Origin of the sequence: Nonomuraea sp. 3N208, from assembly GCF_052245935.1 — a bacterium.
GTDB lineage: Bacteria > Actinomycetota > Actinomycetes > Streptosporangiales > Streptosporangiaceae > Nonomuraea.
Window position 1 is genome coordinate 41,437 of record NZ_JBQQBR010000024.1, and the last position, 23,652, is coordinate 65,088.

22 protein-coding genes and 1 pseudogene are annotated in these 23,652 nt (G+C 67.9%); 12 read left to right on the top strand and 11 right to left on the bottom strand.

Annotated elements, in window-relative coordinates; genetic code table 11:
• Positions 1 to 1,026 (bottom strand): tripartite tricarboxylate transporter substrate-binding protein, encoded by a 1,026-nt coding sequence (locus ACTWPT_RS32595; RefSeq protein WP_443181339.1) that lies wholly within the window; start codon positions 1,024 to 1,026, stop codon positions 1 to 3.
• A gap of 173 nt (positions 1,027 to 1,199) precedes the next feature.
• On the opposite strand from ACTWPT_RS32595, the gene ACTWPT_RS32600 reads away from it, so the two are divergent.
• Together ACTWPT_RS32600 and ACTWPT_RS32605 are read left to right on the top strand one after the other, a co-directional pair.
• Positions 1,200 to 1,883: a response regulator transcription factor gene (locus ACTWPT_RS32600; protein ID WP_443181340.1), complete on the top strand. Its 684-nt coding sequence runs from the start codon at positions 1,200 to 1,202 to the stop codon at positions 1,881 to 1,883.
• Positions 1,884 to 1,889: 6 nt separating this feature from the next.
• Positions 1,890 to 3,365 (top strand): sensor histidine kinase, encoded by a 1,476-nt coding sequence (locus ACTWPT_RS32605; RefSeq protein WP_443181341.1) that lies wholly within the window; start codon positions 1,890 to 1,892, stop codon positions 3,363 to 3,365.
• A gap of 102 nt (positions 3,366 to 3,467) precedes the next feature.
• Here the strand turns inward: ACTWPT_RS32605 and ACTWPT_RS32610 are convergent, their stop codons facing one another.
• Entirely contained in the window at positions 3,468 to 4,988 is a 1,521-nt protein-coding gene (locus ACTWPT_RS32610) for a carboxylesterase/lipase family protein (protein WP_443181342.1), read from the bottom strand.
• An 80-nt stretch (positions 4,989 to 5,068) separates the two neighbouring features.
• Here ACTWPT_RS32610 and ACTWPT_RS32615 point away from each other — a divergent pair, with 80 nt between their 5' ends.
• Together ACTWPT_RS32615 and ACTWPT_RS32620 are read left to right on the top strand one after the other, a co-directional pair.
• Positions 5,069 to 5,665, top strand: a complete 597-nt coding sequence (locus ACTWPT_RS32615; RefSeq protein WP_443181343.1) for a TetR/AcrR family transcriptional regulator — start codon at positions 5,069 to 5,071, stop codon at positions 5,663 to 5,665.
• On the top strand, positions 5,665 to 7,296 hold the full coding sequence (locus ACTWPT_RS32620; RefSeq protein WP_443181486.1) for a CocE/NonD family hydrolase: 1,632 nt from the start codon (positions 5,665 to 5,667) through the stop codon (positions 7,294 to 7,296). Before ACTWPT_RS32615 ends, ACTWPT_RS32620 begins: the two co-directional genes overlap by 1 nt.
• A gap of 46 nt (positions 7,297 to 7,342) precedes the next feature.
• Here the strand turns inward: ACTWPT_RS32620 and ACTWPT_RS32625 are convergent, their stop codons facing one another.
• Entirely contained in the window at positions 7,343 to 8,290 is a 948-nt protein-coding gene (locus tag ACTWPT_RS32625; RefSeq protein ID WP_443181344.1) for an NAD(+)/NADH kinase, read from the bottom strand.
• 23 nt (positions 8,291 to 8,313) lie between these two features.
• Here ACTWPT_RS32625 and ACTWPT_RS32630 point away from each other — a divergent pair, with 23 nt between their 5' ends.
• Positions 8,314 to 8,604: a hypothetical protein gene (locus tag ACTWPT_RS32630; RefSeq protein ID WP_443181345.1), complete on the top strand. Its 291-nt coding sequence runs from the start codon at positions 8,314 to 8,316 to the stop codon at positions 8,602 to 8,604.
• 4 nt (positions 8,605 to 8,608) lie between these two features.
• Here ACTWPT_RS32630 and ACTWPT_RS32635 read toward each other — a convergent pair whose 3' ends face one another.
• The 3 genes from ACTWPT_RS32635 to ACTWPT_RS32645 form a co-directional block, all read right to left on the bottom strand.
• Positions 8,609 to 9,568: a TAXI family TRAP transporter solute-binding subunit gene (locus tag ACTWPT_RS32635; protein WP_443181346.1), complete on the bottom strand. Its 960-nt coding sequence runs from the start codon at positions 9,566 to 9,568 to the stop codon at positions 8,609 to 8,611.
• A 265-nt stretch (positions 9,569 to 9,833) separates the two neighbouring features.
• Entirely contained in the window at positions 9,834 to 10,514 is a 681-nt protein-coding gene (locus ACTWPT_RS32640; RefSeq protein WP_443181347.1) for a hypothetical protein, read from the bottom strand.
• 95 nt (positions 10,515 to 10,609) lie between these two features.
• Positions 10,610 to 11,464: a helix-turn-helix transcriptional regulator gene (locus ACTWPT_RS32645; RefSeq protein WP_443181348.1), complete on the bottom strand. Its 855-nt coding sequence runs from the start codon at positions 11,462 to 11,464 to the stop codon at positions 10,610 to 10,612.
• 136 nt (positions 11,465 to 11,600) lie between these two features.
• Between ACTWPT_RS32645 and ACTWPT_RS32650 the strand changes: the two genes are divergently transcribed.
• Complete coding sequence (locus ACTWPT_RS32650) at positions 11,601 to 12,485, top strand: NmrA/HSCARG family protein (protein WP_443181349.1); 885 nt, start codon at positions 11,601 to 11,603, stop codon at positions 12,483 to 12,485.
• Positions 12,486 to 12,504: 19 nt separating this feature from the next.
• Positions 12,505 to 13,017 carry a cupin domain-containing protein gene (locus tag ACTWPT_RS32655; protein ID WP_443181350.1) on the top strand — a complete coding sequence of 171 codons (513 nt, stop codon included), beginning with the start codon at positions 12,505 to 12,507 and terminating at the stop codon, positions 13,015 to 13,017.
• Between the two features lie 112 nt (positions 13,018 to 13,129).
• On the opposite strand, the gene ACTWPT_RS32660 is transcribed toward ACTWPT_RS32655, so the two are convergent.
• Positions 13,130 to 13,738 carry a flavin reductase family protein gene (locus tag ACTWPT_RS32660; RefSeq protein WP_443181351.1) on the bottom strand — a complete coding sequence of 203 codons (609 nt, stop codon included), beginning with the start codon at positions 13,736 to 13,738 and terminating at the stop codon, positions 13,130 to 13,132.
• Positions 13,739 to 13,843: 105 nt separating this feature from the next.
• Here ACTWPT_RS32660 and ACTWPT_RS32665 point away from each other — a divergent pair.
• A pseudogene (locus ACTWPT_RS32665) lies at positions 13,844 to 14,095 on the top strand (IS110 family transposase); the annotation flags it as partial.
• Positions 14,096 to 14,457: 362 nt separating this feature from the next.
• Entirely contained in the window at positions 14,458 to 16,002 is a 1,545-nt protein-coding gene (locus ACTWPT_RS32670; protein WP_443181352.1) for a hypothetical protein, read from the top strand.
• On the opposite strand, the gene ACTWPT_RS32675 is transcribed toward ACTWPT_RS32670, so the two are convergent.
• From ACTWPT_RS32675 to ACTWPT_RS32690, 4 genes are all read right to left on the bottom strand, one after another.
• A complete protein-coding gene (locus ACTWPT_RS32675; RefSeq protein ID WP_443181353.1) occupies positions 15,992 to 17,182 on the bottom strand; it encodes an FHA domain-containing serine/threonine-protein kinase in 1,191 nt (396 codons plus the stop codon). The two genes, ACTWPT_RS32670 and ACTWPT_RS32675, sit on opposite strands and share 11 nt — an antisense overlap.
• The gene (locus tag ACTWPT_RS32680) at positions 17,183 to 18,220 is read right to left on the bottom strand and encodes a hypothetical protein (RefSeq protein ID WP_443181354.1); all 1,038 of its coding nucleotides are present in this window, start codon (positions 18,218 to 18,220) and stop codon (positions 17,183 to 17,185) included.
• Positions 18,221 to 18,241: 21 nt separating this feature from the next.
• Positions 18,242 to 19,219, bottom strand: a complete 978-nt coding sequence (locus tag ACTWPT_RS32685; RefSeq protein ID WP_443181355.1) for a protein phosphatase 2C domain-containing protein — start codon at positions 19,217 to 19,219, stop codon at positions 18,242 to 18,244.
• A 95-nt stretch (positions 19,220 to 19,314) separates the two neighbouring features.
• Positions 19,315 to 20,016: a vWA domain-containing protein gene (locus ACTWPT_RS32690; RefSeq protein ID WP_443181356.1), complete on the bottom strand. Its 702-nt coding sequence runs from the start codon at positions 20,014 to 20,016 to the stop codon at positions 19,315 to 19,317.
• Positions 20,017 to 20,192: 176 nt separating this feature from the next.
• On the opposite strand from ACTWPT_RS32690, the gene ACTWPT_RS32695 reads away from it, so the two are divergent.
• The 3 genes from ACTWPT_RS32695 to ACTWPT_RS32705 all read left to right on the top strand — a co-directional run bounded on the left by ACTWPT_RS32695 (position 20,193) and on the right by ACTWPT_RS32705 (position 23,515).
• On the top strand, positions 20,193 to 20,555 hold the full coding sequence (locus ACTWPT_RS32695) for a PadR family transcriptional regulator (protein ID WP_443181357.1): 363 nt from the start codon (positions 20,193 to 20,195) through the stop codon (positions 20,553 to 20,555).
• A 3-nt stretch (positions 20,556 to 20,558) separates the two neighbouring features.
• On the top strand, positions 20,559 to 20,954 hold the full coding sequence (locus ACTWPT_RS32700) for an HAAS signaling domain-containing protein (RefSeq protein WP_443181358.1): 396 nt from the start codon (positions 20,559 to 20,561) through the stop codon (positions 20,952 to 20,954).
• A 2,126-nt stretch (positions 20,955 to 23,080) separates the two neighbouring features.
• Positions 23,081 to 23,515: a hypothetical protein gene (locus tag ACTWPT_RS32705; protein WP_443181359.1), complete on the top strand. Its 435-nt coding sequence runs from the start codon at positions 23,081 to 23,083 to the stop codon at positions 23,513 to 23,515.
• The last annotated feature ends 137 nt before the right edge of the window (positions 23,516 to 23,652 follow it).

The following is a 23,652-nucleotide window of genomic DNA, read 5'->3' on the forward strand; positions in this document are numbered from 1 at the left end:
TCAGGAGGCCTTGACGCCGGCGTCGGCGATGACCTTTGCCCAGGTGCCGAGCTGCTCTTCGAGCTTGGCCCGGTGCGCCTGAGGGGTCGCGTCCTCGGCCGGGACCGGCGTGGTGCCGAGCTTGGCCATCTGATCGATGACCTTCTGGTCGGCCAGTGCCACCTTCAGCGCCTCGGTCAGCTTCTGGACGACCTCCTGTGGCGTGCCCTTCGGGACGTAGAGACCGTGCCACACGCTGACCTGGAGCTGGGGCAGCCCGGCCTCGGTCGTGGTGGGCACGTCGGGCAGGCTCTTCACCCGCTCCGGCGTGGTGACCGCGTACGCCTTCACCTCACCCGCGGAGATCTGGCCGCTGGTGTTGGTGGTCTGGTCGCACATGAAGTCGACTTGGCCACCGACGAGGTCGGTCAGCGCGGGGCCGGTGCCTTCGTACGGGACCTCCTGGAGCTTGACACCGGCGGCCGTCTGGAACAGCAGGCCGCACAGGTGAGATGCGGCGCCGATGCCGGCGTTGGCCAGCGTGACCTTGTTGGCGTTCGCCTTCACGTAGGTCACGAGGTCCTTGAGCGTCGCGGGCGCGAAGTCCTTGCGAGCGACGATCGTCATCGGCACCTCGGTGACGAGCCCGACCATCTCGAAGTTCTCGAGCGGCTTGTAGCCCAGGTCCTTGTACAGGGCGGGCGCCGTTGACATGCCGATGTGGTGCATGAGCACGGTGTAGCCGTCGGGCTCGGCGCGCGCGACCTCGCCGGCGCCGACCGTGCCGCCCGCGCCCTCGACGTTCTGGACGACGATCTTGGTGCCGAGCTTGCCGGCCATCGGCGCGGCGATCATGCGGGTGACGGTGTCCGTCGGGCCGCCCGCGCTGAACGGCACGACGAACGTGATGTTCTGGTCCGGGTAGCCACCGCTGGTGGCGCCTCCGCCGGCGGTGCCTCCGTTGCCGGAACAGGCGGCGACAAGCGAAACGACGCCGATCGCGGCGATCATCCGGGCGGCGACCCAGTACCTGCTGGTCGTTCTCATTTCGCGGCCTCCTCGTCAGCGCATGCGCATTTGTCGGTGAGTGCGCGGCCTCAGTCTCGGCTGGCGGGGACGCGGATGGTGTCAGAGGAATCCCAAGGTATGCGCCGGATGTCAGAGAAATCCCAAGAACTGAAGGGCTAACACGAGCGTCGATCCCGGCCGTACAATCCGGTATGCGGATCACCATCATCGAAGATGACGACCGCGTTGCGCGGGGTCTGGTGACCGTCCTGGCCCAAGCGGGTTTCGAGGTTCACCGCGTCGCCACCGCCGCCGAAGCCGTGCGTGCCGCCCCATCCGATGTGGTCCTCGTCGACCTGGGTCTGCCCGACGGCGACGGACTCGACGTGATCCGCAAGCTGCGTGACCGCCCGGAGACCGCCGTCATCGCCGTGACAGCACGATCGGAAGAGCACGAGCGAGTCCGTGGCTTACGCGCCGGCGCCGACGACTATATCGTGAAGCCGTTCGGCATCCCGGAGTTGCTGGCCCGGATCGACGCCGTCCTGCGGCGCACCCGGGTGGCTCGTGCCCTGAGCCATCCAGATGAGCCGCTCGTACTCGGCCCGATGCGGATCGGCGTCGGCACCCGTGAGGTCACCGTCGACGGCATGCCCGTGACGCTGACCCGCAAGGAGTTCGAGCTGCTCCTGCTGCTGGCCCGGCGGGCGCCGAACGTGGTGAGCCGTGACGTCATCCTCGACCAGATCTGGGGCGCGACCTGGGAGTCCTCGAGTCGCACCCTGGACACCCACATCGCGGCTCTGCGGCACAAGGTCGGGCCGGCCGTGCTCATTCGCACGATCCACGGGGTCGGCTATCGGCTCCAGGCCGACCAGCCGGGGCTGATCGGGTGACGCGCCGTGCACCGTCGCCTGCTCGTCGTCCTGGTGCCCCTCGCGGTGCTGCTCGTCGCGGCGCTCGGGGTGCCGCTCAGCGTCACCGTGGCCGAACGGGAGATGCAGGAGACTTACGTCGACCGGCTCAACGACGTCGGCCGGTTCGCGTCGCTGGCCGAGACCGCGCTGTCCACTGGGCGGACCGAGGCGCTCCAGCAGGAGCTGGCGCGCTACCACGAGCTGTACGGCATCCCGGTCGCGGTGATCGACACGTCGGGCACGGTGTTGCTCGGGCCAGCCGGTGCGTACCAGGAGGCGGCGCGGGCCGAGCCGGCATTGCCCCGGATCGTGACCGCGGCACTGGCCGGGGCGAGGCCTGAACCGTCCGGGAAATGGGCGCCGTGGGACGACTCCACACTCGTGGTCGCGGAGCCGGTGGGCCGGGATAGCGAGGTCATCGGCGCCGTCGTGACGATTTCCGACCTGTCGAAGACGCGCTATCGCATCCTCGTGCGATGGGCCCAGCTCGCCGGGCTCGGGCTGCTGCCGTTGATCGCGCTGGTGGCCGTCGCCTGGCCGGTGTCGGCGTGGGTACTGCGGCCGGTACGGGAGCTCGACGCGGCGAGCTCGCGGATCTCACAGGGCGACCTCACGATCCGGGCGGACGCCGAGGCCGGCCCGGTCGAGCTGCGTCGGCTGGCGGAGTCGTTCAACACCATGATGGACGCGGTCGAGAACGCCGTACAGCGGCAGCGGGCTTTCGTGTCCGACGCGTCGCATCAGTTGCGCAATCCGCTGACCAGCCTCCGGCTCGCTGTGGAGAGTCTGGAACCGCATCTGCGCGCGGCCGGCAACGGGCTGCAGGTGTACGACGTCGCCGTCGACGAGTTGAAGGCGATGCAGCGGCTACTGAACTCGTTGCAAGCCAGTGCGCGGATGGAGAGCATACGGACGGCGTCGCCGGTGGATCTCGACGCGGTGCTGGCGACCCGGGTGGACCGGTGGCGGGCGTTGACGGCGACGGCGGGGCAGACACTGGCGGTCGACGTGCCGCCGGGGCTGCGGTTGCTGGAGCCGCCGGGCGGACTGGGCAGCATCCTGGACGAGCTGATCAGCAACGCGTTACGGCTATCGGACGCGCAGGTGGTGGAGGTGACCGCCCAAGTCGTTCCCGGTGGTACGGGCGCCGGACACGGCGACGCCTCCGGAGGCGTGGTCACGATCGCTGTCCGTGACGACGGCCAGGGGATCGAGGAGTCCGAGCGGGCACAGGCACTACGGCGGTTCTGGCGGTCGCCGCGGCACCAGAACGTCTCCGGGACCGGCCTGGGACTGGCGATCTGCGCCGACCTGGTCGGGGCGGCCGGGGGCGAGCTGCGGCTGGAGGAAGGCCTGCCGCGTCCGGACGGGTCCGGGCACGGATTCGCCGCGGTGGTCGCGTTGCCTGTCGTTCCGCGGGTGTCGTCGTCGTCCGACGCCCCGGCTCCGTCGCCGGTCTGAGGACCGGTTCGGTGCCACCGCCACCCCGGCGATCCTGGACGATCTCAGCGGAAGACTCGCGCGCACGGGGGTGTGCGCGCAACTTCAGCACCGACCGCGGGCTCAGGCGGTCAGCAGGGGAAGCGCCTCGAAGACGTGGTCCTGCCACAGGCGGCGGGAGGTCTCGTCGGGGTACGCCGTGACCGACGGGGGCGCGTCGAAGACCCGGGTCAGGCGCTGCTGAGAGTCGTACGCGGGCCAGCCCGGGGTGCCCGAGGTCGCGAAGGATGTCCAGGCCGTGCGGATCTGAGAGGTCAGGTCTCGGGCCTCGGCAGTGGGCTCGGGGCCTATGGCCAGCGGGCCCAGGTGTGCGTCGTAGGTGCCGAACAGCAGCGGGCCGTCGAGGCCGTGGCAGGCGCGCATCACTCCGCCGCTGCCCGGGGACTGCCAGGTCAGCTCGTACAGGTACGCTTGCCCGCCCCCGGCGACCTGGGCTTCGGCCAGGTGCAGCGTCGGCATGCGGAACAGCCAGTCGGTCTGCACCAGTTCGTACAGCTCCTCGGCGGATGCGTCCGGGAACGCCGCGCGGTAGGCCCGCTCGCCGTCCTCGCCGGGGCCGAACAGGCGCAGCGCCTCCGCCGCCTGCTCCTCGGTGATCTTGCCGAGTTGTCCGGTGAAGAGGAGGAACGTGCGCCACTCGTCGCGGTTGTGACCCACGATCAGCTCCACGTCGCGTCCCGCACCGCGCGCCAGCGCCTGCCAGGGTGCGGCCGGGAGCACCTCGCCGTCGACAACGGGGGAGAACAGGGACAGCGTGTGCGCGAATGAGCCCCAGCGGTCCTCGTACTGCCGCATCTTCGAATCCAGCGCCTGCCCAGCCGCCGGCAGCTTGCGTGGGTCGACGCCGGACAGGTCTCTGGCCGTAGGACGCAGGCCGGCCTCGGCCGCGAGGGCTGTCGCGACGTCCCTGGCCAGGGCGTCGGAGAAGAACGTGCCCGGCACGCTCTGCCCGACGGCCCTCCGGAACAGCCCCGCCGCGCTCGGCATGGCCAGCAGCGCGGCGATGGACCCGGCGCCGGCCGAATCACCCAGGACGGTCACCTGGCCGGGATCGCCGCCGAACGCCGTGATGTTCTCCCGCACCCACTCCAGGGCCGCGACCTGGTCGAGCAGGCCCCGGTTGGCGGGCGCGCCGTCGATGAGGAGGAAGCCCTCCACGCCGAGGCGGTAGTTGAGCGACACGAACACCACGTCGCCGTCGCGGGCGATGTGCCGGGCATCGTAGCCGGGGCTGCCGGAGAAGCCGAGCTTGTAGGCGCCGCCGTGGATCCACACCATCACGGGGCGGCGGGCGGCAGGGTCCGGGTCGGGCGTCCAGACGTTGACCGTCAGCCAGTCGTCGCCGGTGTCCATGAGGAACTCCCCGCCGCCGCGGCCGGCCATGTTCACATCCTGCGGAGCCGGCGGACCGAAGGCGTACCCCTCCCGTACGCCGTCCCAGCCGCGCACGGGCCGCGGCGCCTGGAAGCGGGCCTCGCCGATCGGGGGTTCGGCGTACGGGATGCCGCGGAAGACGGCCAGGCCGTCCTCCGTGCGGCCGCGCACCACACCGGCGGTGGTACGGACCTGGGGGACTGCGGACATCGGTGACTCCTCGCTGGGGAACTCAAAAGCAGGCGATTTAACAATTGTATGTTTTTTAACAGATGTCTAGTATCTAAGGCATGCCGGATCGACAAGACCGCCGAGTGCTCCGCTCCCGCGCCGCCCTCATGGCCGCCGCCATACGCCTGGTGACCGAGCGCGGCACCACCGCACTCCCCGTCGGCGATCTCGCTGACGCCGCGGACGTCAGCCGGCAACTGGTGTACCTGCAGTTCGGCGACCGTGACGCGCTCCTTGTGGCGGCCGCGGCCGACTTGGCCGAACGGGAGCTCATCCCCGAAGTCGAGGATGGCGGCGCACCGCGCCGCGCGCGCATGCTGGCGATGGCCCGGCACTTCGTCCGGCACCGGCCCTTCTATCGCGCGATGCTCACCGGATCCTGCGCCTTTCCCATGACCAGGGCCCTGAACAAGCTGTTCGGCTCGCTCATCACCATGACGGGCCTGCGGGAGGTGTTCGGCGACCTCGACGAGACCACGGCACAGGACCTGGCGACGCTGCTCTCCGGCGGAACCGGCGTGATCGTCAACGACTGGCTGATCGACGCCGACGACCCCCTCGACCCCGAGGAACTGGCAGACCGCCTGGTGCGCCTCTCGACCGCCCTCGCCCCCGACCATGCCGCCCTCGCCCGCACACCCGGAGACCGCCCGTGATGAACCTGAGCAGCCATCTCGTCCAGCGCATGCTGCGCCTTCCCCCGCCTCTTACCAGGGACCTGACCGTCGACCGCGACCTGCGCGTCCCGATGCGCGACGGGGCCGTCCTGCTCGCCGACCGCTGGACCCCGAAAACAGGCGGCAACGGCCTGCCCACCGCGCTCATCCGCATCCCGTACGGCAGGGCCGGCATGATCGCGGGCCCGATGGTCCGGCCGCTGGCCGAACGCGGCTTCCAGGTGCTCATCCAGTCCACCCGCGGCACCTTCGGCTCCGACGGTCCCTTCGACCCGCTGCGCCGCGAGCGAGAGGACGGCCTCGACACCCTGGACTGGGTGATCAAGCAGCCCTGGTTCGGCGAGTCGATGATCCTGTACGGCCTCAGCTACCTCGGCTTCGTCCAGTGGGCGGTCGCCGACGCCGTACCACCCCAGGTCAAAGCCATGATCCCGGCGGTCTCCGAATCGGCACTCACTCTGGAATTCCTCCGCGCGGACGGCTTCTCCCTGGAGACCCCGTTCGGCTGGGGCGTCCAGGTCGCCGGCCAGGAACGCCCCTTCGCGATGCCGCGCCAGATGCTCGGGGGGAAGAAACTCCAACGCGCCCTGCACACACTGCCGCTGAACCAGGCCGACACCGCCGCCATGGGCCAGCGCTCCGACTACATCCAGAACATCCTCGACCACGACGCCGGCATGCCGTTCTGGCAGGGCCTCGACCACCGCCACCGGGTCGCCGACATCACCGTGCCGGTGAGTTCCGTCGGCGGCTGGTACGACATCTTCCTGCCCGGCCAGCTCCGGGACTACCGGACCCTGCAGGACGCCGGACGCTCCCCCGTCCGCCTCACCGTCGGCCCCTGGGCCCACATCTCCATGGGTGTCGGACAGACGGCCGCCGCCGAGGCCCTCGACTTCGGCCTGGCGCTGGCCCGGGGCGAGGAACCGGCCGAGCGCGCCCAGGTACGCCTGTTCGTCATGGGCGAGGAGAAGTGGCGCGACTTCCCGACCTGGCCGCCACCGGGGTACGAGCCCCAGCGCTTCCACCTCCAGCCGGGCGGCGCCCTCGCCACCGAAGCACCCGCCGAATCATCCCCCGACGGCTACCGCTACGACCCCGCCGACCCCACCCCCGCCCTCGGCGGCGTCCGCATGGCCTCCGGCGTCAAGTCCGGCCGCGTCGACAACGCCTCCCTCGAAGCCCGCCCCGACGTCCTCACCTACACCACTCCCGTACTGGACGAGGACGTCGAGGTCATCGGCGAGGTCAGTGCCGAGATCTTCTTCCGCTCCAGCCTGTCCTACGCCGACGTCTTCGTCCGCCTGTGCGACGTCGACCCTCGCGGCCGCTCGACCAACATCTGCGACGGCCTGACCAGCCTGACCGGCGCCGACGAGCTCACCCGCGCCAGGGTGACCCTGTGGCCGACCGCGTACCGCTTCAACCGCGGTCATCGCATCCGCGTCCAGGTCTCCAGCGGCGCCTTCCCCCGCTACAACCGCAACCCCGGCACCGGCGAACCCCGCGCCACCGCCACCACCCTGCGCGTCGCCGACCAGCAGGTCTTCCACGACCTGCGGCACCCATCCGCCGTGATCCTCCCCGTCCGCCAGAACCGGCCCGCATGACAGGGCACTCCAGTGCCGCGCCTCCGCGATGGCGCGGCGGACGCGCCTAATGGGGCCGGTCTGCCGGGCGAGCCTGGCGTAGGCGTTCGGCCTGCTCGCGCAGCGGCTGGGGGATGAGCTCCACGAGCTGGTCCGGTTTGAGCGGCAGGTCCAGCAGGCTGAGCTTGACCCGGTTGCGCTGGAGGTGGGTGTCGGCGTCGAACCGGACGATGTCCACGGCATCGGTGCGCAGCCGTAGGGACAGTCCGGCCCTGGGCTGGAGCGGGTCGGCGGGGGTGCCGTCCACCGAGAAGATCAGCGGCACGCTCTCTGACGGGTTGCGCAGGACGATGTGGTCGTCCTTGCCCAGGATGACGCAGCGGCTGATGCCGGACATCGGTGCGACGGGGGTGAGGGCCACCACAGGCGCGGACGGCGAGATGACCGGGCCGCCTGCGGCGTAGTTGTAGGCCGTCGAGCCCGTCGGTGTGCAGGCGATCACCGCGTCCCCCCGGTAGTAGCCGTGCCGCAGCCCGTTGACCTCGAGGTCGAGCGTCAGGCTCGACAGCGGCTCGGCCGAGGTGACCACGATGTCGTTGAACGCGGTGAAGTCGCCCGCCTCCAGGCAGCTGTGCGGCTCGATCGTGTAGCGTCCCTGGGCCATGCGGTCGAGGGCCTGCTCCAGCTCCGAAGGGGTGACCTCGATGAGGAAGCCCAGGTGGCCGTGGTTGACGCCGAGCACCGGCACGTTGCGGCCGACGACCAGGCGCATCGCGCCCAGCATGGTGCCGTCGCCGCCGAGGCTGATCACGCCGTCCACCCGGTCGGCGAACTCCTCAGGCGCGACGGTGTCGACTTCCGGCCCCACCCGGTCGGCGTCGCATCGGCGGGCGATGACGGCGGCCCCGGTGCGCCGCGCGTACCGAGTGATCACCTGTACGGAGTCCAGGACCGGCCGGTCCGGGTGCACCACCAGCCCTAGGGTGAGGCGCTGCCGGCCTGACGAGCTCTTCACAAAGAGCCCCCTACCCAAACCTGATGCCCATTCGAGGCACCAGCCGCCCTGGTCAAGACTTCGTCCTTTCGGCCGCGGTGGTCGCCGCCCGCCACATTTCCGGAGAGGGGGAGGCGTTTGACGCAGCCGGATACGACGCATCACTCATCGAGGTCGCGCGTTCGGCCGGGGTCGGGCAGGGCTGTCTCTCCCGGCATGTCCCCGATGGGGTCAGCCTCGCAGCGGCCGTGTTCGAAGGCAACGTCGCCGAGCTGGGGGCACTGGCCGCCAGGCCGGGCACCACTCTTGACGAGGCGCTGGACCTGATCACCTGAGCAGTCAGCGCTTGCGGTCGCGGAACCAGGCGGCCGCGCCCGGATGAAGCGGGATCGATGCGGTGGAGATCCCGGTACGCACGTTGATCTGCCACGCTTCGGGAACGGCTTCGGCGTCGTCGCGGCTGGCGGAGGTGATCGTGCCGGTGTGCGTGAAGATTGTGTCGGTGATGGCGTTGACCAGGTCATCGGGCAGGTCGTTGCGCACGAGAAGCACGTTCGGCACCGCGACGGTGCGGGTGGCGGGGACGCCGGCGTAGGCAGTCGCGGGGATCATGGCCGGAGTGTAGGGACCTGGGAACGCCGTGAAGAGCGCGTCTGCCTGTGCGTCCAACCGGATCAGCCGGATCGGGTGCCGCTGCGCCAGCTCCGTGATGGCGGGTGTCGGGACACCGGTCAGGGAGAACATCGCGTCGATCTCGCCGTCCCGCAGTGCCGCCGCCGATTCGGCCTGGCTGAGGTACCGGCCGTCGGCGTTCACCAGGCCGAGCTTCAGAACCCGCAGTGACGTGAACTCTGTGCCCGAGTCGCGGGCACCGAGGGATATGCGTTTGCCCTCGAGGTCCCGGAACTCGTCGATCGCTGAACCGGCCATGACCACGAGGTGCAGGTGACTGTCGTAGAGCCGGCAGATCGCCGAGAGCCCCTCGGGCGCGCTGCCGTCGGTTGTGATCAGCGCGTCCAGGCTCGTCAGTCCAAGGTGCACCTCTCCGGCCCGCAACATCCGGATGTTGTCGGTGGACGCCCCGCTCGGCACGGTGACCAAGGTGGCACCCGGCACGTGCTCGGAGATGTGTTCGGCCAGCGCACCGCCGATGCGCCGGTACACCGCCCCTGCCGGGCCGGTGGCCAGTCGCAGGTGGACCTGGTCGACCTCGGGCTGCTGGGAGCAACCGGCGAGCAGCCCTCCGGCGGCCAGGAGCACCGCCCGCCGGCTGAGCCGTAACTCCGGGTTCTGCACCATGCCGAGATGATACGGACGGCGGCCGTCGGTCGCCGATGACATCGGCGTCTCATTCAATGCACCGCATCCGCGTCGTCAAGGAAGAGAACTGGGACAACCCATGGCATGAGCGGAGCCTGTGATCCCGAGGGCCGCCCTCAGGACTGGCGCGGATCCCAGCGTGGGTAGTTCAGGGCCAGATGAACGTCCGACCTCCGCAATTCGGGCAGGCCACTGCTGGAATCCAGCACCACCATGTAGCCCGGCTTACCGACCACCTGGGGACTCAGCCTGGACCGGTCGAGTCGCGGAAGAGGAAGTAGTTCGAGTGGTCCGTGTGCAGGTAGTGGTGGAACCGCGTGGCCTTCGCCTGGGCTGTCTTGTCGGCGGTGACGACCGTGAGGAGGACGTACCTCTTGGTCGCGCCCGACCGGATCTTGCCGTAGACGTACTTGCCGAGGATTTTGTCCCGGCGCCACTTCACGGCCCGGGAGGAGCTCGCCAGGTGGTTGGCCGTGGCCTTGGCGGCCTTCACGGTAGGGAAGGACATGATGACCTGGACCGCCGTGAGGTGCCCCCTGTAGGCCGAGTAGGCCAGCTGGACGGCGCTCTCGCACTTGTTCTTGGCCAGCACACCCTGCCTGTCGACCGGGGCACAGGAGTCGTACGTCCAGCCACCCACCCTCTCAGCCTGGAATGTGACGCTGCCCAGGCGGAAGTCCCAGTCGCCGAACTCGTCGTCGTCGATCGGTGAGCCCGGGCGTCCGTTCTCGCTGGGGCTCGGCTGGGCGGGCTCGAGTGTGGGGTCCGTGGTCGGCAGTGCCACGGCGGTGTCCGGGTCGGCGGCGTTCAGGTGCTTGTACAAGCTGAACGTGAAGCCGCTCGGCAGCAGCACTGCCAGGATCGCGACCAGGGTGGTGACCACACCGGGGTAGTCCCGCGCGTCGGGCTGCCGAGGGTATCCCATGCATTGATTGTGCTCTAGTTCATCACCTTATGCCCCATACGCCCCAGGAGTGATGCACCCCTGCAACGGCTGGTCCGACGTCGGCGTAGCTCATGTCACGGGCGGCCAAGCAACGATGTGACTCGCTGTAGATCATCTTGGCTCGCGGGTACTTGCAGGACCATCAGCAGGTCCGGGTGCTCGACCGGGTGAAGTTGAAACATCTCCAGGTCGAGCCGACCGATCTGAGGGTGATCGATCTTGATGGTCGCGGGTCGGAAGTCGCGGATGGGGTACTCCGCCCACCATTCCCGGAATTTCGGGCTGGCGTTGGCCAGCTCGGCCACCAGCATCACGAATCGCGGGTCGTCCGGTCGCCGGCCGACGGCGGTTCTGAACTGGCCGAGTACGGCACGCGCGGCCGATTCCCAGTGGACCATGCGGGCGCGGTTCTCCACGTCGGTGAACATCATCCATAGGAGATTGCGCCGATCATCGGGGAGCCTCGCGGGGTCATGCCGGATTCGCGTGTAGGGCGTGTTCCATACCAGGAAGTCGAGGTGCACGTCATAGATGGAGGCGATGTTGGGGGCGGCCGCGTCGACCAGCCGCTGCAGTCGAGGAAGTACGTCGTCGACGTGCGTTTCGCCCGACGTGGTGACAAGACCGGCCAGGCTACGGAGGTGCCGGCGCTGGTCGGGGTCGAGCAGTAGTGCTCGGGCGAGTGCATCGATCACCTGTTCCGACGCCGAGATGTTCCTGCCTTGTTCCAGCCACGTGTACCAGGTGACGCCTACACCCGAGAGCTGGGCGACTTCTTCGCGCCGCAGGCCGGGAGTCCGGCGAAGACCGGGTTCGAGGTCCTCCGGGAGTCCCACGTCAGCCGGCCGCAGCCGGGCCCGCTGAGTGCGGAGAAAAGCGGCCAGCTCGGTACGGCGTGCGGACTGTGAGGTCTCATGGCCATTCGTCACGCCGATTCGACTCCCGAGCGGAATGGGTAGTTGACAGGCCGCAAGCTAGCAGTATCGGTAACAGGACCGGCCGGGCCTGTCCGCCTACTCTGGCGATCGTCACCATTCAGCCGAAGCCTGACATGAGGAGCTTTGTATGGCCGATGACAGGGGGCCGGTGTTGGTCATCGGTGCCACCGGCCAGCAAGGTGGCGCGACCGCGCAGCACCTCCTCGAACGTGGCCGGACGGTGCGCGCTCTCGTGCGAGCCCCCGATTCGCCCGCAGCCGAAGCGCTGCGGGAGGCGGGAGCCGAGCTGCTCGTCGGTGACCTGGATGATCCGGCTTCGCTCCGGGCGGCGATGGAGGGCGTGCACGGGATCTTCCTCGTACTGACCATGATGGTCGGCCCGAGGATCAGCCCCGAAGGCGTGGTGGCGGAGGAACGGCGGGGAAAGATGGTGGCGGACCTCGCCCGGGAGTCCGGCGTCGAGCATCTCGTGTACAGCTCGCTCAATGGCGCCGGCGCCCATTCCGGAATCCCCTACTACGAGAGCAAGTCGCGGATCGAAGAGCACATTCACGCGCTCGGTCTTCCGGCGACCATCCTGCGTCCGGTTTCTTTCATGGAGAATTTCGCCACGTACAATCGCCCGGTGCTCATCGATGGCGCGCTGGTGGTCAACCTCGCCGTCCGACCAGAGCTACCGATGCAGCTGATTTCTGTGAGCGACATCGGCGCGTTCGCGGCGATCGCGTTCGACCGGCCCGACCGGTTCCTCGGCCGGACCGTCGAGCTCGCCGGAGACGTACTCACACCTCCGGAGATCGCCGAGACCTTCGGCCGCGTCTGCGGTCTGCCGGTGAGTTATCGGCAGACGCCCATCGAGCAGATCCGCGCCTTCGACGGCCAGCTGGCCCAGATGTTCACGTTCTTCAACGAGCATCCCTCCGAGCTGTCCGACCTCTCCGCGCTGCGGGCGGACCACCCGGGCCTGATGCGACTGGAGACCTGGTTGCGGACGACAGGCTGGACACCCTGAGCACAGAAAGCGAGCACATATGACCGATGGACTGCTGCTACCGCCCGGTGGCGGCCGCAGGATCCAGGCCATGACCCTGAAGGCGGGCGCCGAGCAGTCGAAGATCTGGTCGACGTTCGAGGCTGAGGTCGCCCCCGGGTTCGACGTCGGGGCGCACCTGCATCAGCAGGCTGAGGAGGTGTTCTACGTGCTTGAAGGCGAACTCGACCTGCTTGCCTTCCAGCCGACCGCCACTGCCAACGGCGACTGGCGCACCTGGGAATCGGAGACAGGCGCCACAGTGTTCCGGGGCGGCCCGGGAAGCTTCATGTTCGTGCCCGCCGGATGCCCGCATGCCTTCTTCAACCCATTAGCCGAACCCGCCCGGATGCTCTTCCTCGTATCCCCGGCTGGCCATGAGCTCTACCTCCAGGAACTCACAGACCTGCTCGCCGCCTCCGGACCACCAGACCAAGCCGAAATCGCGGCGCTTCGGGCCCGGCACGACATCCACCAACTCACTCCGCTCACCATCCACCCGCCAGGATCCTGAGCTGCGATCGGCAACCAGTTACGGCGATGGGGATCGCGTCCCGTCTCTTTGCTGTCGGTACGATCGCCAACGCTCGCAACGCTCCGACGCTCGCCGAGCAGGAGATGCTGGTTCATACGGCTTGCGGCTCCTCGTAAGGGATGCGGCTCAGGTGCAGGATCTCGCCCAGCGTCCCCCACTCGTCGCCGCCGAGCTTGGTCAACGGGCGCAACAGCTCGGCGTCAGGCCGGCCGTTGACGATGTAATCCTCGTGCACCGCCGCGAGGAAGACCCTGCCGAACACCAAGGTGGAGTTACCCATCCGCAGAGTGGTGTGCGAACGGCACTCCAGGACAACGGGGGAGGCGGCCACCCTGGACGGCCGCACATGACGGCTGGCTTCGCGTTCGACTCCCGCGAAGTTGAATTCGCTCACGGTCCGAGGGAAATCGGTGGCGGTGTCGCGGATCTGGTGCAGCAGCGGCTCGGAGGAGAAGTTGACGACGAACTCGCCGGTGTCCTCAACATTGCGCAGGGAGTCCTTTCGGCCGATTGAGGTGAACTGCACGATCGGCGGATCGGTACTGGCGATACTGAAGAAGGAGTGCGGAGCGAGGTTCTCCACCGCTCCATCGGGTGTGACGGTAGAGACCCACGCGATCGGACGCGGAACAACAACCGAGGTCAGGAACCGGTAGAAAGCTGGCCCGCCAAGGGCCGCGGGATCGAAGTCGACACGCATGCCGTTCAGTATTCATCGCGCTCACCTTGTGTAGCGGTCGCCACACGGAAAGCACGGGGTCATACTGCGGCGGGATGGACTCCACGCCAGCCACGCCGCGACGGCTCCAGCGGCAAAGCCGTCCGGCACCGACTCAACCGCGGCGGCGACCGACGCAGCAACAGCGCCCTCTACACCATCGTCGTCACCCGTCTCGGCCGCGATGCACGCACCCGTACCTACGCCGAACACCGAACCAGCGAGGGCGAATCCAAGAAAGAAATCATCCGCTGCCTCAAGCGCTACGTCGCCCGGGAAGTCTTCCCGATCATCACCGAAGCCCTATCACCTGCGCGTACTCTGCCCGCTGCGGCTTGACGGGCCACCTACGCGATCGGCTTGCCGGTCTCCTCGAAGATCCGAACCGCGCCATCCTGGAAGTCCTGATCGAACTTCCGCCGCTTCTCTGCCATCGCCGGTCCCCCTCATAGGGGAGGCCTCGACGATAGGAGGGGAGACTCACACCGTCGCCTCCCTATGAACAGGGCCTTTGACGATGGGCTTCGACCCAAACGTTTCCAGACGAACCCGCCAACTGACTGTTGTCCGGCTGCCATTGATCACGCTTTAATGACGATGAGTTTAGGCGGCCGCCGGCCCAGGGATGGGAAAGCGTGCGATCGATATTCGGGGAAACCGCGCCTGCACGGTCATGGGACAAGTGACGGCTTGGAGTCCAGATGTATGACGAACCGGCACCGGCGCCCTCCCTCGCCGCGCGCGCCTGGAGCCTATTACGACAGGTGGGGACGCTTTTTCGCCGACGCTTGGTGGTGATCGTCGTTGTTGTCGCCGTCCTGATATCCACTGTGGTGCTCGTGAACTACACCCAGGGGTGGTGGCCGTGGGGCGGCTGTGAATCAAAGAGCGCGGACGTCGTCGCCATCGAAGGCGAATGCGTCGGGCTGATGGACCCAGCCGACGGGACGATGGTCCTAGGCAAGCAGTATCGCCAGATCCTGGAGGTCATCGCGGCGGAAAACCGCATGGTCACCAAGGGCAAGGACTACAGCACGATCGCGCTCATGGCCCCGATGGGGGCAGGCCCGCGCGGACTGGTCGGCGAGCGCGCCCTCCATCAGCTCGAGGGGGCGTTCATCGGCCAGTACCGCGCCAACCGTTCGGAGACGTTCCCCAAGATCCGGCTCCTGCTGGCCAACACCGGTCACGACGGCTCGCAGTGGCGGACGACGGTGCAGGCGGTGCGGAAGAATGCCGCGACGGGTGCGACGGGGAGCCCCGGGCAGGTCGTCGCGGTCACCGGAATGGGCCCGAGCCAGCAGGAAAGCATCGACGCGGCACGTGCCTTGGCCAAGGATCCCGGAATTCCGATGGTCGCCGATTTCATCACCGCGGCCGGGTTCAACACCGCTGGTGAGATCGACGACGGCGGACCTATCCCCGGTCTCACCCGTACCGCGGTCAGCACCTCGGCCCAGCTGGCCGCCATCGCCGAAGAGTTCAAGAAGAAGAAGGTCGGGGGGAACGCGGCCCTGATGTGGGCTGATGTGACCCCGCAGGGAACCAAGGACCTTTACGCCCGCTCGCTGAAGGATGCTTTCCTCGATCCGAAGCTCGGGCTCAAGCCGTATGTCGACAGGTCCGGACTCAGTTTTCCTTTCGACCCGCGTGGTGGTCCCTCGCTCCTGCGGACCATCAGCGACACGATCTGCGGGGCGAAGACCGATATGATCTTCTACGCTGGCCGCCAGGCGTTCATGCCCACCTTCCTCAGGCTGCTGCGGAGCCGACCCTGCCGATCCACGCCCATCACCGTGGTCACCGGGGACGACGCCCAGGACCAAGATCCGAACGACCCGTCGCTGCACGACCCGGAAGCGCCCATCAAGGTGCTGTTTGTGCCGCTCGCCGATCCCAAGCGGCTCGACCACGAGGACAATCCGCACCGCCAGCTCTACCGCGACTTCCGTAACGAGTTCGTGGCGCCCCACCATGGGGTGACTTTCAGCGCGGCGCATCTCGGCAGTGGGTTGGCGATCTTGGCGTATGACGCGGTGACCGCCGCGGCCACCGCGGTTCAGAAGGCCGCCATCGGCGTGGACCCGTCCCAGCTCAGCCTGCCCTCCGCCGCGGCGGTGCGCGGGCAGCTCTACCTGTTCACCGGCACAAACGTCATCCGCGGCGCCAGCGGCGCCTTCACCCTCGACTCCAGGACCGGGGAACGAGTGAATGTCACCATGCCCACGCCCGTGACTATTCCGTGACCACGACGATGACCGTCAGCGCCACTGCCGCGATGAGGAAGAGCAGAAGCCACCAGAGCGCGGCGGACATTCGGCTGAGCCGTACGCGCTCCAGCTCTCCCGCCTCGGTGAGACGGAGCACCGCCGTACCGATCGTGAACCGATCACCCGGTCGCAGGGTCGCATAGAGAACTGGGCGGCCGTCGATGAACGTTCCCAGGCCGTTACTATGGTCGTGCAGCCGGTAACCTGCGCTCACCTTGCGGACGGTGGCGTGCGCCGGGGCGATTCCCTTCCCGTGGATCACGATGTCGGCCGCGGGGCCGCTGCCCAGTGTGGTGGTCTCACTCAGCGTTCCGAGGGTGGCTGGCAAGATCCCGGTATGTGGCACCGTCGCCTGCGCGGTTGCCGACTGATGCCCCACGAGGCGGCCGAGCAGTTCCATGGTGGTGGGCCGCCGCGCCGGATCCTTGGCGAGGCAGTCGGCGATCAGTGAACGCAGCGGCTCGGATATCACTCCCACGTCGGGGGTCTCGGTCAGGACGCGGTTGATGATGACGGCCACGTTGTTCCCCGCGAACGGCACCTTGCCGGTGGCGGCGAAATACACTGTGCCTGCCCACGCGTGCACGTCGGCGGGGGGACCTACTTCGGCGTCGACCCCTCCCACCTGCTCTGGTGCGAGATAGCCGGGGGTTCCCACGGTCGTGGTGATCGCGGCAGTCGCCTCAAGGGCCCGTGCGACTCCGAAGTCCACGACACGTGGTCCGTCCGGCCCGATGATGACGTTGGCGGGCTTGAGATCCCGGTGGATGACTCCCGCGCCATGGATCGCCGCCAGGGCGGTGGCCGTATAGGTCGCCAGACGCTCAAGCGCAGACCCCGACAGCGGCCCGTGCGTGTCGACGAGCTCCTGCAGGGACGGGCCTTCCACATATTCGCTCACGATGTACGGCTGGTCACGGTCGATGTCGGCGTCGATGACCATCGCCGTGTATGCCCTGGGCACCCGCGATGCCATGGCCACCTCGTCCGCGAACCGCCTGCGTGCCCTCGGGTCGGCTGCCCCCTGCGCATGGATCACCTTGATCGCGACCCGGCCCGCCTCGCCCTGCGCGAGGTAGACCGTCCCCTGACCGCCGACACCCAGGCAGCCGAGCACCTCGTAGGGCCCGATGCGCCGTGGCTCGCCGGTGTTCATTCAGACTCCCAACGTGACCGCGACGACGACGGCGATCGCCGCCAGGACGACGATCAGCACCACGATTCCCCCGTGCCGGCCGCGCGAGCCGTCCCCGACCGCGGACTTCCCCCGCCGCCACGCCTCGCGCAGGTTGGAGTCGGTCTCGACGTAGATGCGTTCGGGAGTGACGAGCCACCGCCACGACTCGCCCGCCGCCCGCCATCGCGCGGTGTCCACCGATTCCGGTGCACCGTCCAGACACTGCCTTATCAGGCGGCGATGCCGCAATGGCAGGACCCTGGCGAGCGCGGCCTCGTCGAGCGACCACGCCTCGACGCTCTCCTGGAGGCACCGCACGACGGCCCAGGCGAACTTGTAATAGTCCGACTCCGGGGTGAATCCGCCTCCACGGGGAAGTTTCCACTGCTCGGGATCGACCTCCGGCAAGGCACCGCGGCCTCCGGCCGATAGGCAGGAGTCGCAGTCCAGCAGGTATACCGCGGGTGCCGGGTCGATGGTGAAGACGGCGTTGCGCAGTTGCAGATCGCCCACCACATAGCCCTGCTCGTGCAGCCACTGCACCGTCGCGAGCAGCTGGCCGAGGACGGCCAGCTTGTAGGGCGGCTCGTAGTAGCGCGTGCCGTAGTGGTCGCGAAGGGCGCTCACCCGTGCGGGCGACCGAGTGAGCTCATCCAGGTGTCGTGGCACGAGCCGGGTGCCAAGCTCGACGAACATCTCCTCGGGAGCGGGTCTGATCAAGATGCCGGTGACCCGGTCGTGCCGGACCGCCGCGACCGGCCACGCACAGCGCCGATCGAGTGTCACGCGGTCCTGTCGGGGAAGTTCACGCCGCCAGCGCACCATGGCGAGCAGAGCGTCCTCGTCCAGCCCCGTCAGCGTCTCCTCGTCGTACCGTTTGAACAGAAACCGGCCAGGGACGCCGCTGACCTCGCACGGCGCCAGGCTGCGAGCCTGACCGCCCGGGCGCAGGTAGTAGACATCGGCGTCCGTGGGGGGCGTCAGATCCGCTTCCTCGACCACATCAGGGGGATTCATACTTCTGCCGCCGCACTCCTGTCACAGGACGGCCGTGTCGTGACGGCCCGCCCACAACGCCAGAACGGTCCGGTCGTCGTCGTAAGTCGACAGATGGAAATCCACATCGCGCAGGAAGCTGCGCAGCGCGGGCGGAGAACGCCACGATGTGACGAGCCGCTGGGCGAGCGCGCTGCCGCCGCCGCCCATGGCCGTCCCGAACCCGTCGCTGCACAGGACGAGCACATCGCCCGGCCCCCAATCGATCTGCCGTTCCCGCAGCTCACCGAGGTCCTCCGGCAGGGCGGACGTGACGTTGCCCGGTCGCTGCCCTTCAGGTGGGAAGATCTCGGTCCACGTCCCGTTATGGAGCCACAGCGCCGGCGAGTCCCCGATGGCCGCGCAGGCGGCGATCCCGCGCCTGCCGTCCGCGGGGACCACCCCGATCGTCAGCGTCGTGGCGGGCGGATCCGATGCTCCGGCGCTGTGTTTGCCAGTGGGTTGGCCGCCGAGCCGGGCGGTGGCACGCATGACCTCCCCGGCGACGGTGGCGAAGGCGGCGTGCCAGCCGAGGTCCGGCGTCAGGGAGAGGTTCGTGGCGGCGCGCACAGCCACCGCGGCGGCGTGTTCGGCGTGCAGCGTGCTACCCAGCCCGTCAGCCACGGCGGCGATGACCCATCGTCCGTCCGCGCTTAGCCGTACGGCGTAGGCATCCTGCAGGGGTTCGCCGCGATATCGATGGCGCCGGCCGCGGATGCTCACGGCGCGGACCGTGGTCTGCGCGAGCATGCCGCCGTCGAGTGCGACGCCCGGGGCGCGCGAGTCCGCCCCGCCCGCCAGCAGGACGGGCAGCGGTTGGGGGAGCGGACCGAGTGGCGTTCTGCCGTCGGCCGCGGTGCGGGTCCTGCGGCCGAGCAGTAACTGCCCGAGGAGTACGGCGCCGCCACCAGCGATGCCGGACAGGATCCACAGCGGCCAGCCCCACGCCGTCCCGCCGCCCTGCCGCGGACTGGGCGTCACGGTCACCGTTACAGTCGGCTCCGGCGACGGACCAGCCTTTGCTCCCACCGGACCGGTTCCGATAACCAGGAGTAATCCCGCCAGCGTCGCCCTGATCATCGCAGCTGCCGCATCCCGCCGGGTCCGCGCAGAACGGCCGTGTTCCTGTTGACCGAGGCGCTGATGCTGTCCGAGACGGCCTGCGCGATGCCGTGCAGCACGGTGGCCGCCCCTGTCGCGATCTCGCCCGCGAAGGCCAGCACTTCGCCCCTGAGGGTGGTGGCGACCCGCCGCAGGGTGTCCTCCTGCACCGTCCCGAATCCGAGCGCCACGATGTACGGCGCCGGGTGAAGGCTCGCCAGCCGGTCGCGCGCGGGGCCCCAGATCTCGACGTCCTGATGGTTTCTGCCAACATACGGCTCGCCGTCTGTGATGAAGAAGACAACCGGCGCCCGCACGTCGAATTGCTTGGACAGCTTCCGGTAATCCTTCTCAATGATCTTCACGAGCTCGCTGAAGACCGCCAGATAATCCGTCTGCCTGCCGGGTTTCAGGGCCGGAACCCTGATCGCGTCGCACGGCCTGGTCAGCGGAAGCACCAGCTCGACCTTGTCGGAGAAGGACACCACGGCGACATGGGCGGCCTCACTGACGCCGGGATCGCCCGCCTCCAGCTCGAAAAGCAGCTCACCCACACAGTTGGAGAGAATCTCGAAGGGGGTGGGCCGCCCATCCTCGCGGGCGGTGTGCATCGAATGCGATACATCGCAGACGATGTAAAAGGGGAAGGCGCGAGGGCGCCCGTTAGCCGGTCTCATCGGCTTTTCATCCTGATGGGGATTACCGGTCTTTGCAAGGTTGCGAACAGAAGGATGATTTCAGCGGGTTTGCGGCCAACAGCCGGTATTGCCATCGCTCGTCCTCGAACCGGCGCACAACCCTTATCCGGCATCCCGACTCGCATGGGTGTGCTCTACCCAGTACTATGCGTTGCATGGAACCCGGCAACACCGAGAAGGCGATGAGTCAACTGCGGCGCGGTGTCCTGGAGTACTGCGTGCTGGCTCTACTTCGAGGCGGTCGGCGCTACGGCGTCGAGCTGCTCCGCGAGCTTGGAGAGGTGGACATCATGGTCACCAGTGAGGGGACCATCTATCCACTGCTATCCAGGTTGCGCCGAGAAGGTCTCGTCGAGACCACGTGGCAGGAGTCGACCAGCGGCCCGCCGCGCAAGTACTACGAACTCACGCCGTCCGGTGCGCGGGCGCTCGACGAGTTCACAGCGGAATGGTCCAGGTTCCACGCCGCTGTCCTGCATTTCCTCTCCAAGAACGAGTCCGGGAACGAGGCGCCCTGAGCCATGACTGAAGATCTGCAGCTTGACGCGATAGCCGAGGAATACCTCTCCGAGATCGAAAGGGCTGCCGCCGCCCTCCCCGCGAACCGCCGAGCCGAGTTACTCGCCGACGTCCGTTCACACATCGTGATCGCTCAGGCCGAGGTCGCGTCCGACTCGCCTGCCGGTATCGACGATCCCGCCGCCATGAGCCGGATCCTCAGCAAGCTAGGTGACCCTGAGGCCATCGTCGCGGCGGCTGTCGCCGACCTTCCCCCTGAGACCCCGGCGAGCTCCACTGCTCGAACCGCTTCCAGGGTGCTAGTGAAGACCGCCGTCATCCTGCTACTCATCGGCGGCATCCTACTCATCGGATGGTTCGTCTTATATTTCCTGTTCGCACCCGGTCAGGCAGGGTGAGGAACGAGCCCTGGATCTTCGATCGCCCCCGACCACGACGCTACCTCGGGCCACCCGTGGCGCTTCATCTGGGCGGCGGCGCGGCCAGAAGCCGGCCGATAGCTTAGAGACGGCGTCGCAGGCCCAATAAAGACCGAAAGCCCAGGCCGTTGACCTGGGCTTTCGTAGCTTGTGGAGCCTAGGAGATTCGAACTCCTGACTTCCTGCTTGCAAACGAAGTTCAACGCATATTGCATCTGGGGCTGATCCTGCTCGGATGGGCCGGGGTGTCCAACGTCGTGCGGGAGTGTCTGCAACGGTGCTCAGGCGTTGTCACTCAGTTTGACACTCAACGCTTTGCCACGGACCCGGGCCGGCGCTCTGCGCCCCCGCTTCTTATCGTTCTCCTCGTGGCATGCATTCGCCAGCTAGTCTCGCTTCGAAGAGATGACCACGCCATGCAACCCAACCCGCACCACGTGTGCGATCTTGGCCATCTCCGAGGAGGGCCGGGGTTTGGGGGCGGAGCCCCATTCCTTCTTCTCACCATCCTCCCGGGATGCTCGTTCGCCGCTTCATCCTTGATCGGTGCCTGTGGGGTGGCGCCTTTCGCCATCTTCGTCGTGGGCGTGTTGAGCCGTGCGGGTGGCGTGTCGTGGCCTTCACTGTGGGCGCTGGGGTGGCGAAAGAGCCGGGGAGGAGAGCGACGCGCTCAAGCCGTACTTGGGCCATCACTACCTGGGTGGTGCCGCTTGCGGCACGCGCGCCGTCGCGGCGGGACCGGCCCCCAAGGCCGCAGCCCGCCGCGAGCGAGCGCGCAGGGGCCGGGCTGCTCGACCGGTGTCTGTCGCGGCGGGGTGCGTGTCTGCGATGGGGCCGGCGGTGATGGGGCTGGGCAGGCTGACGCTCGGTCCTCCTGGTAGTCATCATCCCGAGCTGGTGGAGGTCAGGTGAGCCTCCGTCCTGAGACATCGTCTCAGCTCCGACGATTTTCCCCCGGACTCCGGTGGAAGCCCTGGGCCCGCATGCCGGCTACTTCCCGATCTTCACCGTTGCGGGGAACATCCAGCACATCCCTCCCATGACCCGATCAGCCCCACTGGTGTACGGCTCCGGATTCGATCATCGATCCCGAACGCGCCAGGCTCGGAGCAGGAAATTCATCAGCCCTTGCGGCCGTGATCACGTGGCAAGCGCTGCTGAGCCGGTATTCCCGAACAATAGGGAGTCCCAGCCGTCCGCCAATGACCGTGCCCACGGCAAAGCAGCCGTATCCGATGAGCATCGACTGTGGCTTCATAAGTCCAGATGTGGGCCAAGCCGCGTAGACGCCCCGCTGACGGCGATCTCACCATGGGGGGTGAGAAGCACAGTCGACACGGAGAGGAGCCCGTCAGCCCTGCACGGCCGATTAGGGACAGGAGGCCACGGAATGAACCGGAAACCGTCTCTGACACTGCTCGGTTCAGCGCTCCTTACGGCCCTTGCGGCCGGACTTCCCGCAACAGTCGGAGGCCGACTCGACCGCAACTGGTGCTACGCGAACCTCGGTAGTAACGACGACGAGCACCTCTGAGGCGCTCACCACAGCAACCGCAACCCAGCTCGAGCAGCCGCCGCGCCGGCGCCGCGAATACAAGCGAGGATATACGGACGGCTACGAGAGAGGCTTCGCAAAGGCCTACGAGACGAGTTGCGGCGAGTGTCGCCGGCCACCGTCATGATGGTGGCAAGTGACAGGCGAGGCGCCGCGAGAGGAGCGCGGGGGAACCGCCGCGTACTTGGAGGGCTTTAGAGACGGCTTCCAGCGAGGATGGGACGACGTCTGCGGCTAGAGCCAGAAAGAGCGAGGGCAAGCAGTGCGCGGGCCTGGGCGCCTACGTGGCGCACGAGGGCACGGACTGTACTGTCCGCGCCCTCGCGCAACGCCGGAGGGCCCACGCCTGGGGTCGGGAGCAAGAAGTCGCAGGATCAAATCCTGCCGCTCCGACGCTGTCCTGCCGGAGTCCCGGCAGCGCAAAGGGCTTACTCGAAGACGACATCGAGTCAAACTTTCCAAGCCTAATTCATGCGTTATATGGCTATTTGTCTTAGGGCGTCCGGGTAGTTTCTGCTTCACGGGGACAGTCTCCCGGAAGGAGCAGCTTATGCTCGGAAATCGCTCATTCGGCATTCTCGGAGCGGCACTCGTCGCCTTCCTCGCAGTCCCTCAGGGCCTCGCCTCGGCGGTCTCCGCCGCCCCGTCCCAAGCGCGTCCAGCCGTCGCAGCCCTGTCGGCACAGCTGGATCTCTGCGACCACAAGGGCAGCGGCTGCCAGAAGGGCTACGAGGACGGCCTCGCCGATGGCCGCCGCTGCATAGCCGCACGTCCGGGGCATTCTCCGAACGCGGGCGAGCAGGACTACGGATATGGCTACACCGCTGGTCACCAAAGGGGTTGGGGAGAATTCGAGTGCGGTGACGAAAATGGAAACAACGGTGAGGAGAACGGCGACGAGAACGGCGACTACGAGAACGGCGACTACGAGAACGGCGACTACGAGAACGGCGACTACGAAAACCATCTAGAAGAGTCCAGCTGAGAGAGGCGGGCGAGGCGCAAGGTGCCTGCGACGCGGCGGCATTCCAGCCCTGCGTGAAGTCTCACCTCAGAGAACGAGGGCGCGGACACACCAGTCCGCGCCCTCGTGCAATGCCGTGAACTTAGATGATCGTGGTG

Excerpts from the sequence above, each read along its gene's own strand:
- ACTWPT_RS32620 (WP_443181486.1), top strand. The coding sequence starts at position 5,665 with ATGAACCTGAGCAGCCATCTCGTCCAGCGCATGCTGCGCCTTCCCCCG.
- ACTWPT_RS32635 (WP_443181346.1), bottom strand. The coding sequence starts at position 9,568 with ATGGTGCAGAACCCGGAGTTACGGCTCAGCCGGCGGGCGGTGCTCCTG.
- ACTWPT_RS32595 (WP_443181339.1), bottom strand. The coding sequence starts at position 1,026 with ATGAGAACGACCAGCAGGTACTGGGTCGCCGCCCGGATGATCGCCGCG.
- ACTWPT_RS32700 (WP_443181358.1), top strand. The coding sequence starts at position 20,559 with ATGACTGAAGATCTGCAGCTTGACGCGATAGCCGAGGAATACCTCTCC.
- ACTWPT_RS32640 (WP_443181347.1), bottom strand. The coding sequence starts at position 10,514 with ATGGGATACCCTCGGCAGCCCGACGCGCGGGACTACCCCGGTGTGGTC.
- ACTWPT_RS32690 (WP_443181356.1), bottom strand. The coding sequence starts at position 20,016 with ATGAGACCGGCTAACGGGCGCCCTCGCGCCTTCCCCTTTTACATCGTC.
- ACTWPT_RS32655 (WP_443181350.1), top strand. The coding sequence starts at position 12,505 with ATGACCGATGGACTGCTGCTACCGCCCGGTGGCGGCCGCAGGATCCAG.
- ACTWPT_RS32615 (WP_443181343.1), top strand. The coding sequence starts at position 5,069 with ATGCCGGATCGACAAGACCGCCGAGTGCTCCGCTCCCGCGCCGCCCTC.
- ACTWPT_RS32630 (WP_443181345.1), top strand. The coding sequence starts at position 8,314 with ATGCCCATTCGAGGCACCAGCCGCCCTGGTCAAGACTTCGTCCTTTCG.
- ACTWPT_RS32680 (WP_443181354.1), bottom strand. The coding sequence starts at position 18,220 with ATGAATCCCCCTGATGTGGTCGAGGAAGCGGATCTGACGCCCCCCACG.
- ACTWPT_RS32675 (WP_443181353.1), bottom strand. The coding sequence starts at position 17,182 with ATGAACACCGGCGAGCCACGGCGCATCGGGCCCTACGAGGTGCTCGGC.
- ACTWPT_RS32660 (WP_443181351.1), bottom strand. The coding sequence starts at position 13,738 with ATGCGTGTCGACTTCGATCCCGCGGCCCTTGGCGGGCCAGCTTTCTAC.
- ACTWPT_RS32600 (WP_443181340.1), top strand. The coding sequence starts at position 1,200 with ATGCGGATCACCATCATCGAAGATGACGACCGCGTTGCGCGGGGTCTG.
- ACTWPT_RS32650 (WP_443181349.1), top strand. The coding sequence starts at position 11,601 with ATGGCCGATGACAGGGGGCCGGTGTTGGTCATCGGTGCCACCGGCCAG.
- ACTWPT_RS32695 (WP_443181357.1), top strand. The coding sequence starts at position 20,193 with ATGGAACCCGGCAACACCGAGAAGGCGATGAGTCAACTGCGGCGCGGT.
- ACTWPT_RS32705 (WP_443181359.1), top strand. The coding sequence starts at position 23,081 with ATGCTCGGAAATCGCTCATTCGGCATTCTCGGAGCGGCACTCGTCGCC.
- ACTWPT_RS32610 (WP_443181342.1), bottom strand. The coding sequence starts at position 4,988 with ATGTCCGCAGTCCCCCAGGTCCGTACCACCGCCGGTGTGGTGCGCGGC.
- ACTWPT_RS32670 (WP_443181352.1), top strand. The coding sequence starts at position 14,458 with ATGTATGACGAACCGGCACCGGCGCCCTCCCTCGCCGCGCGCGCCTGG.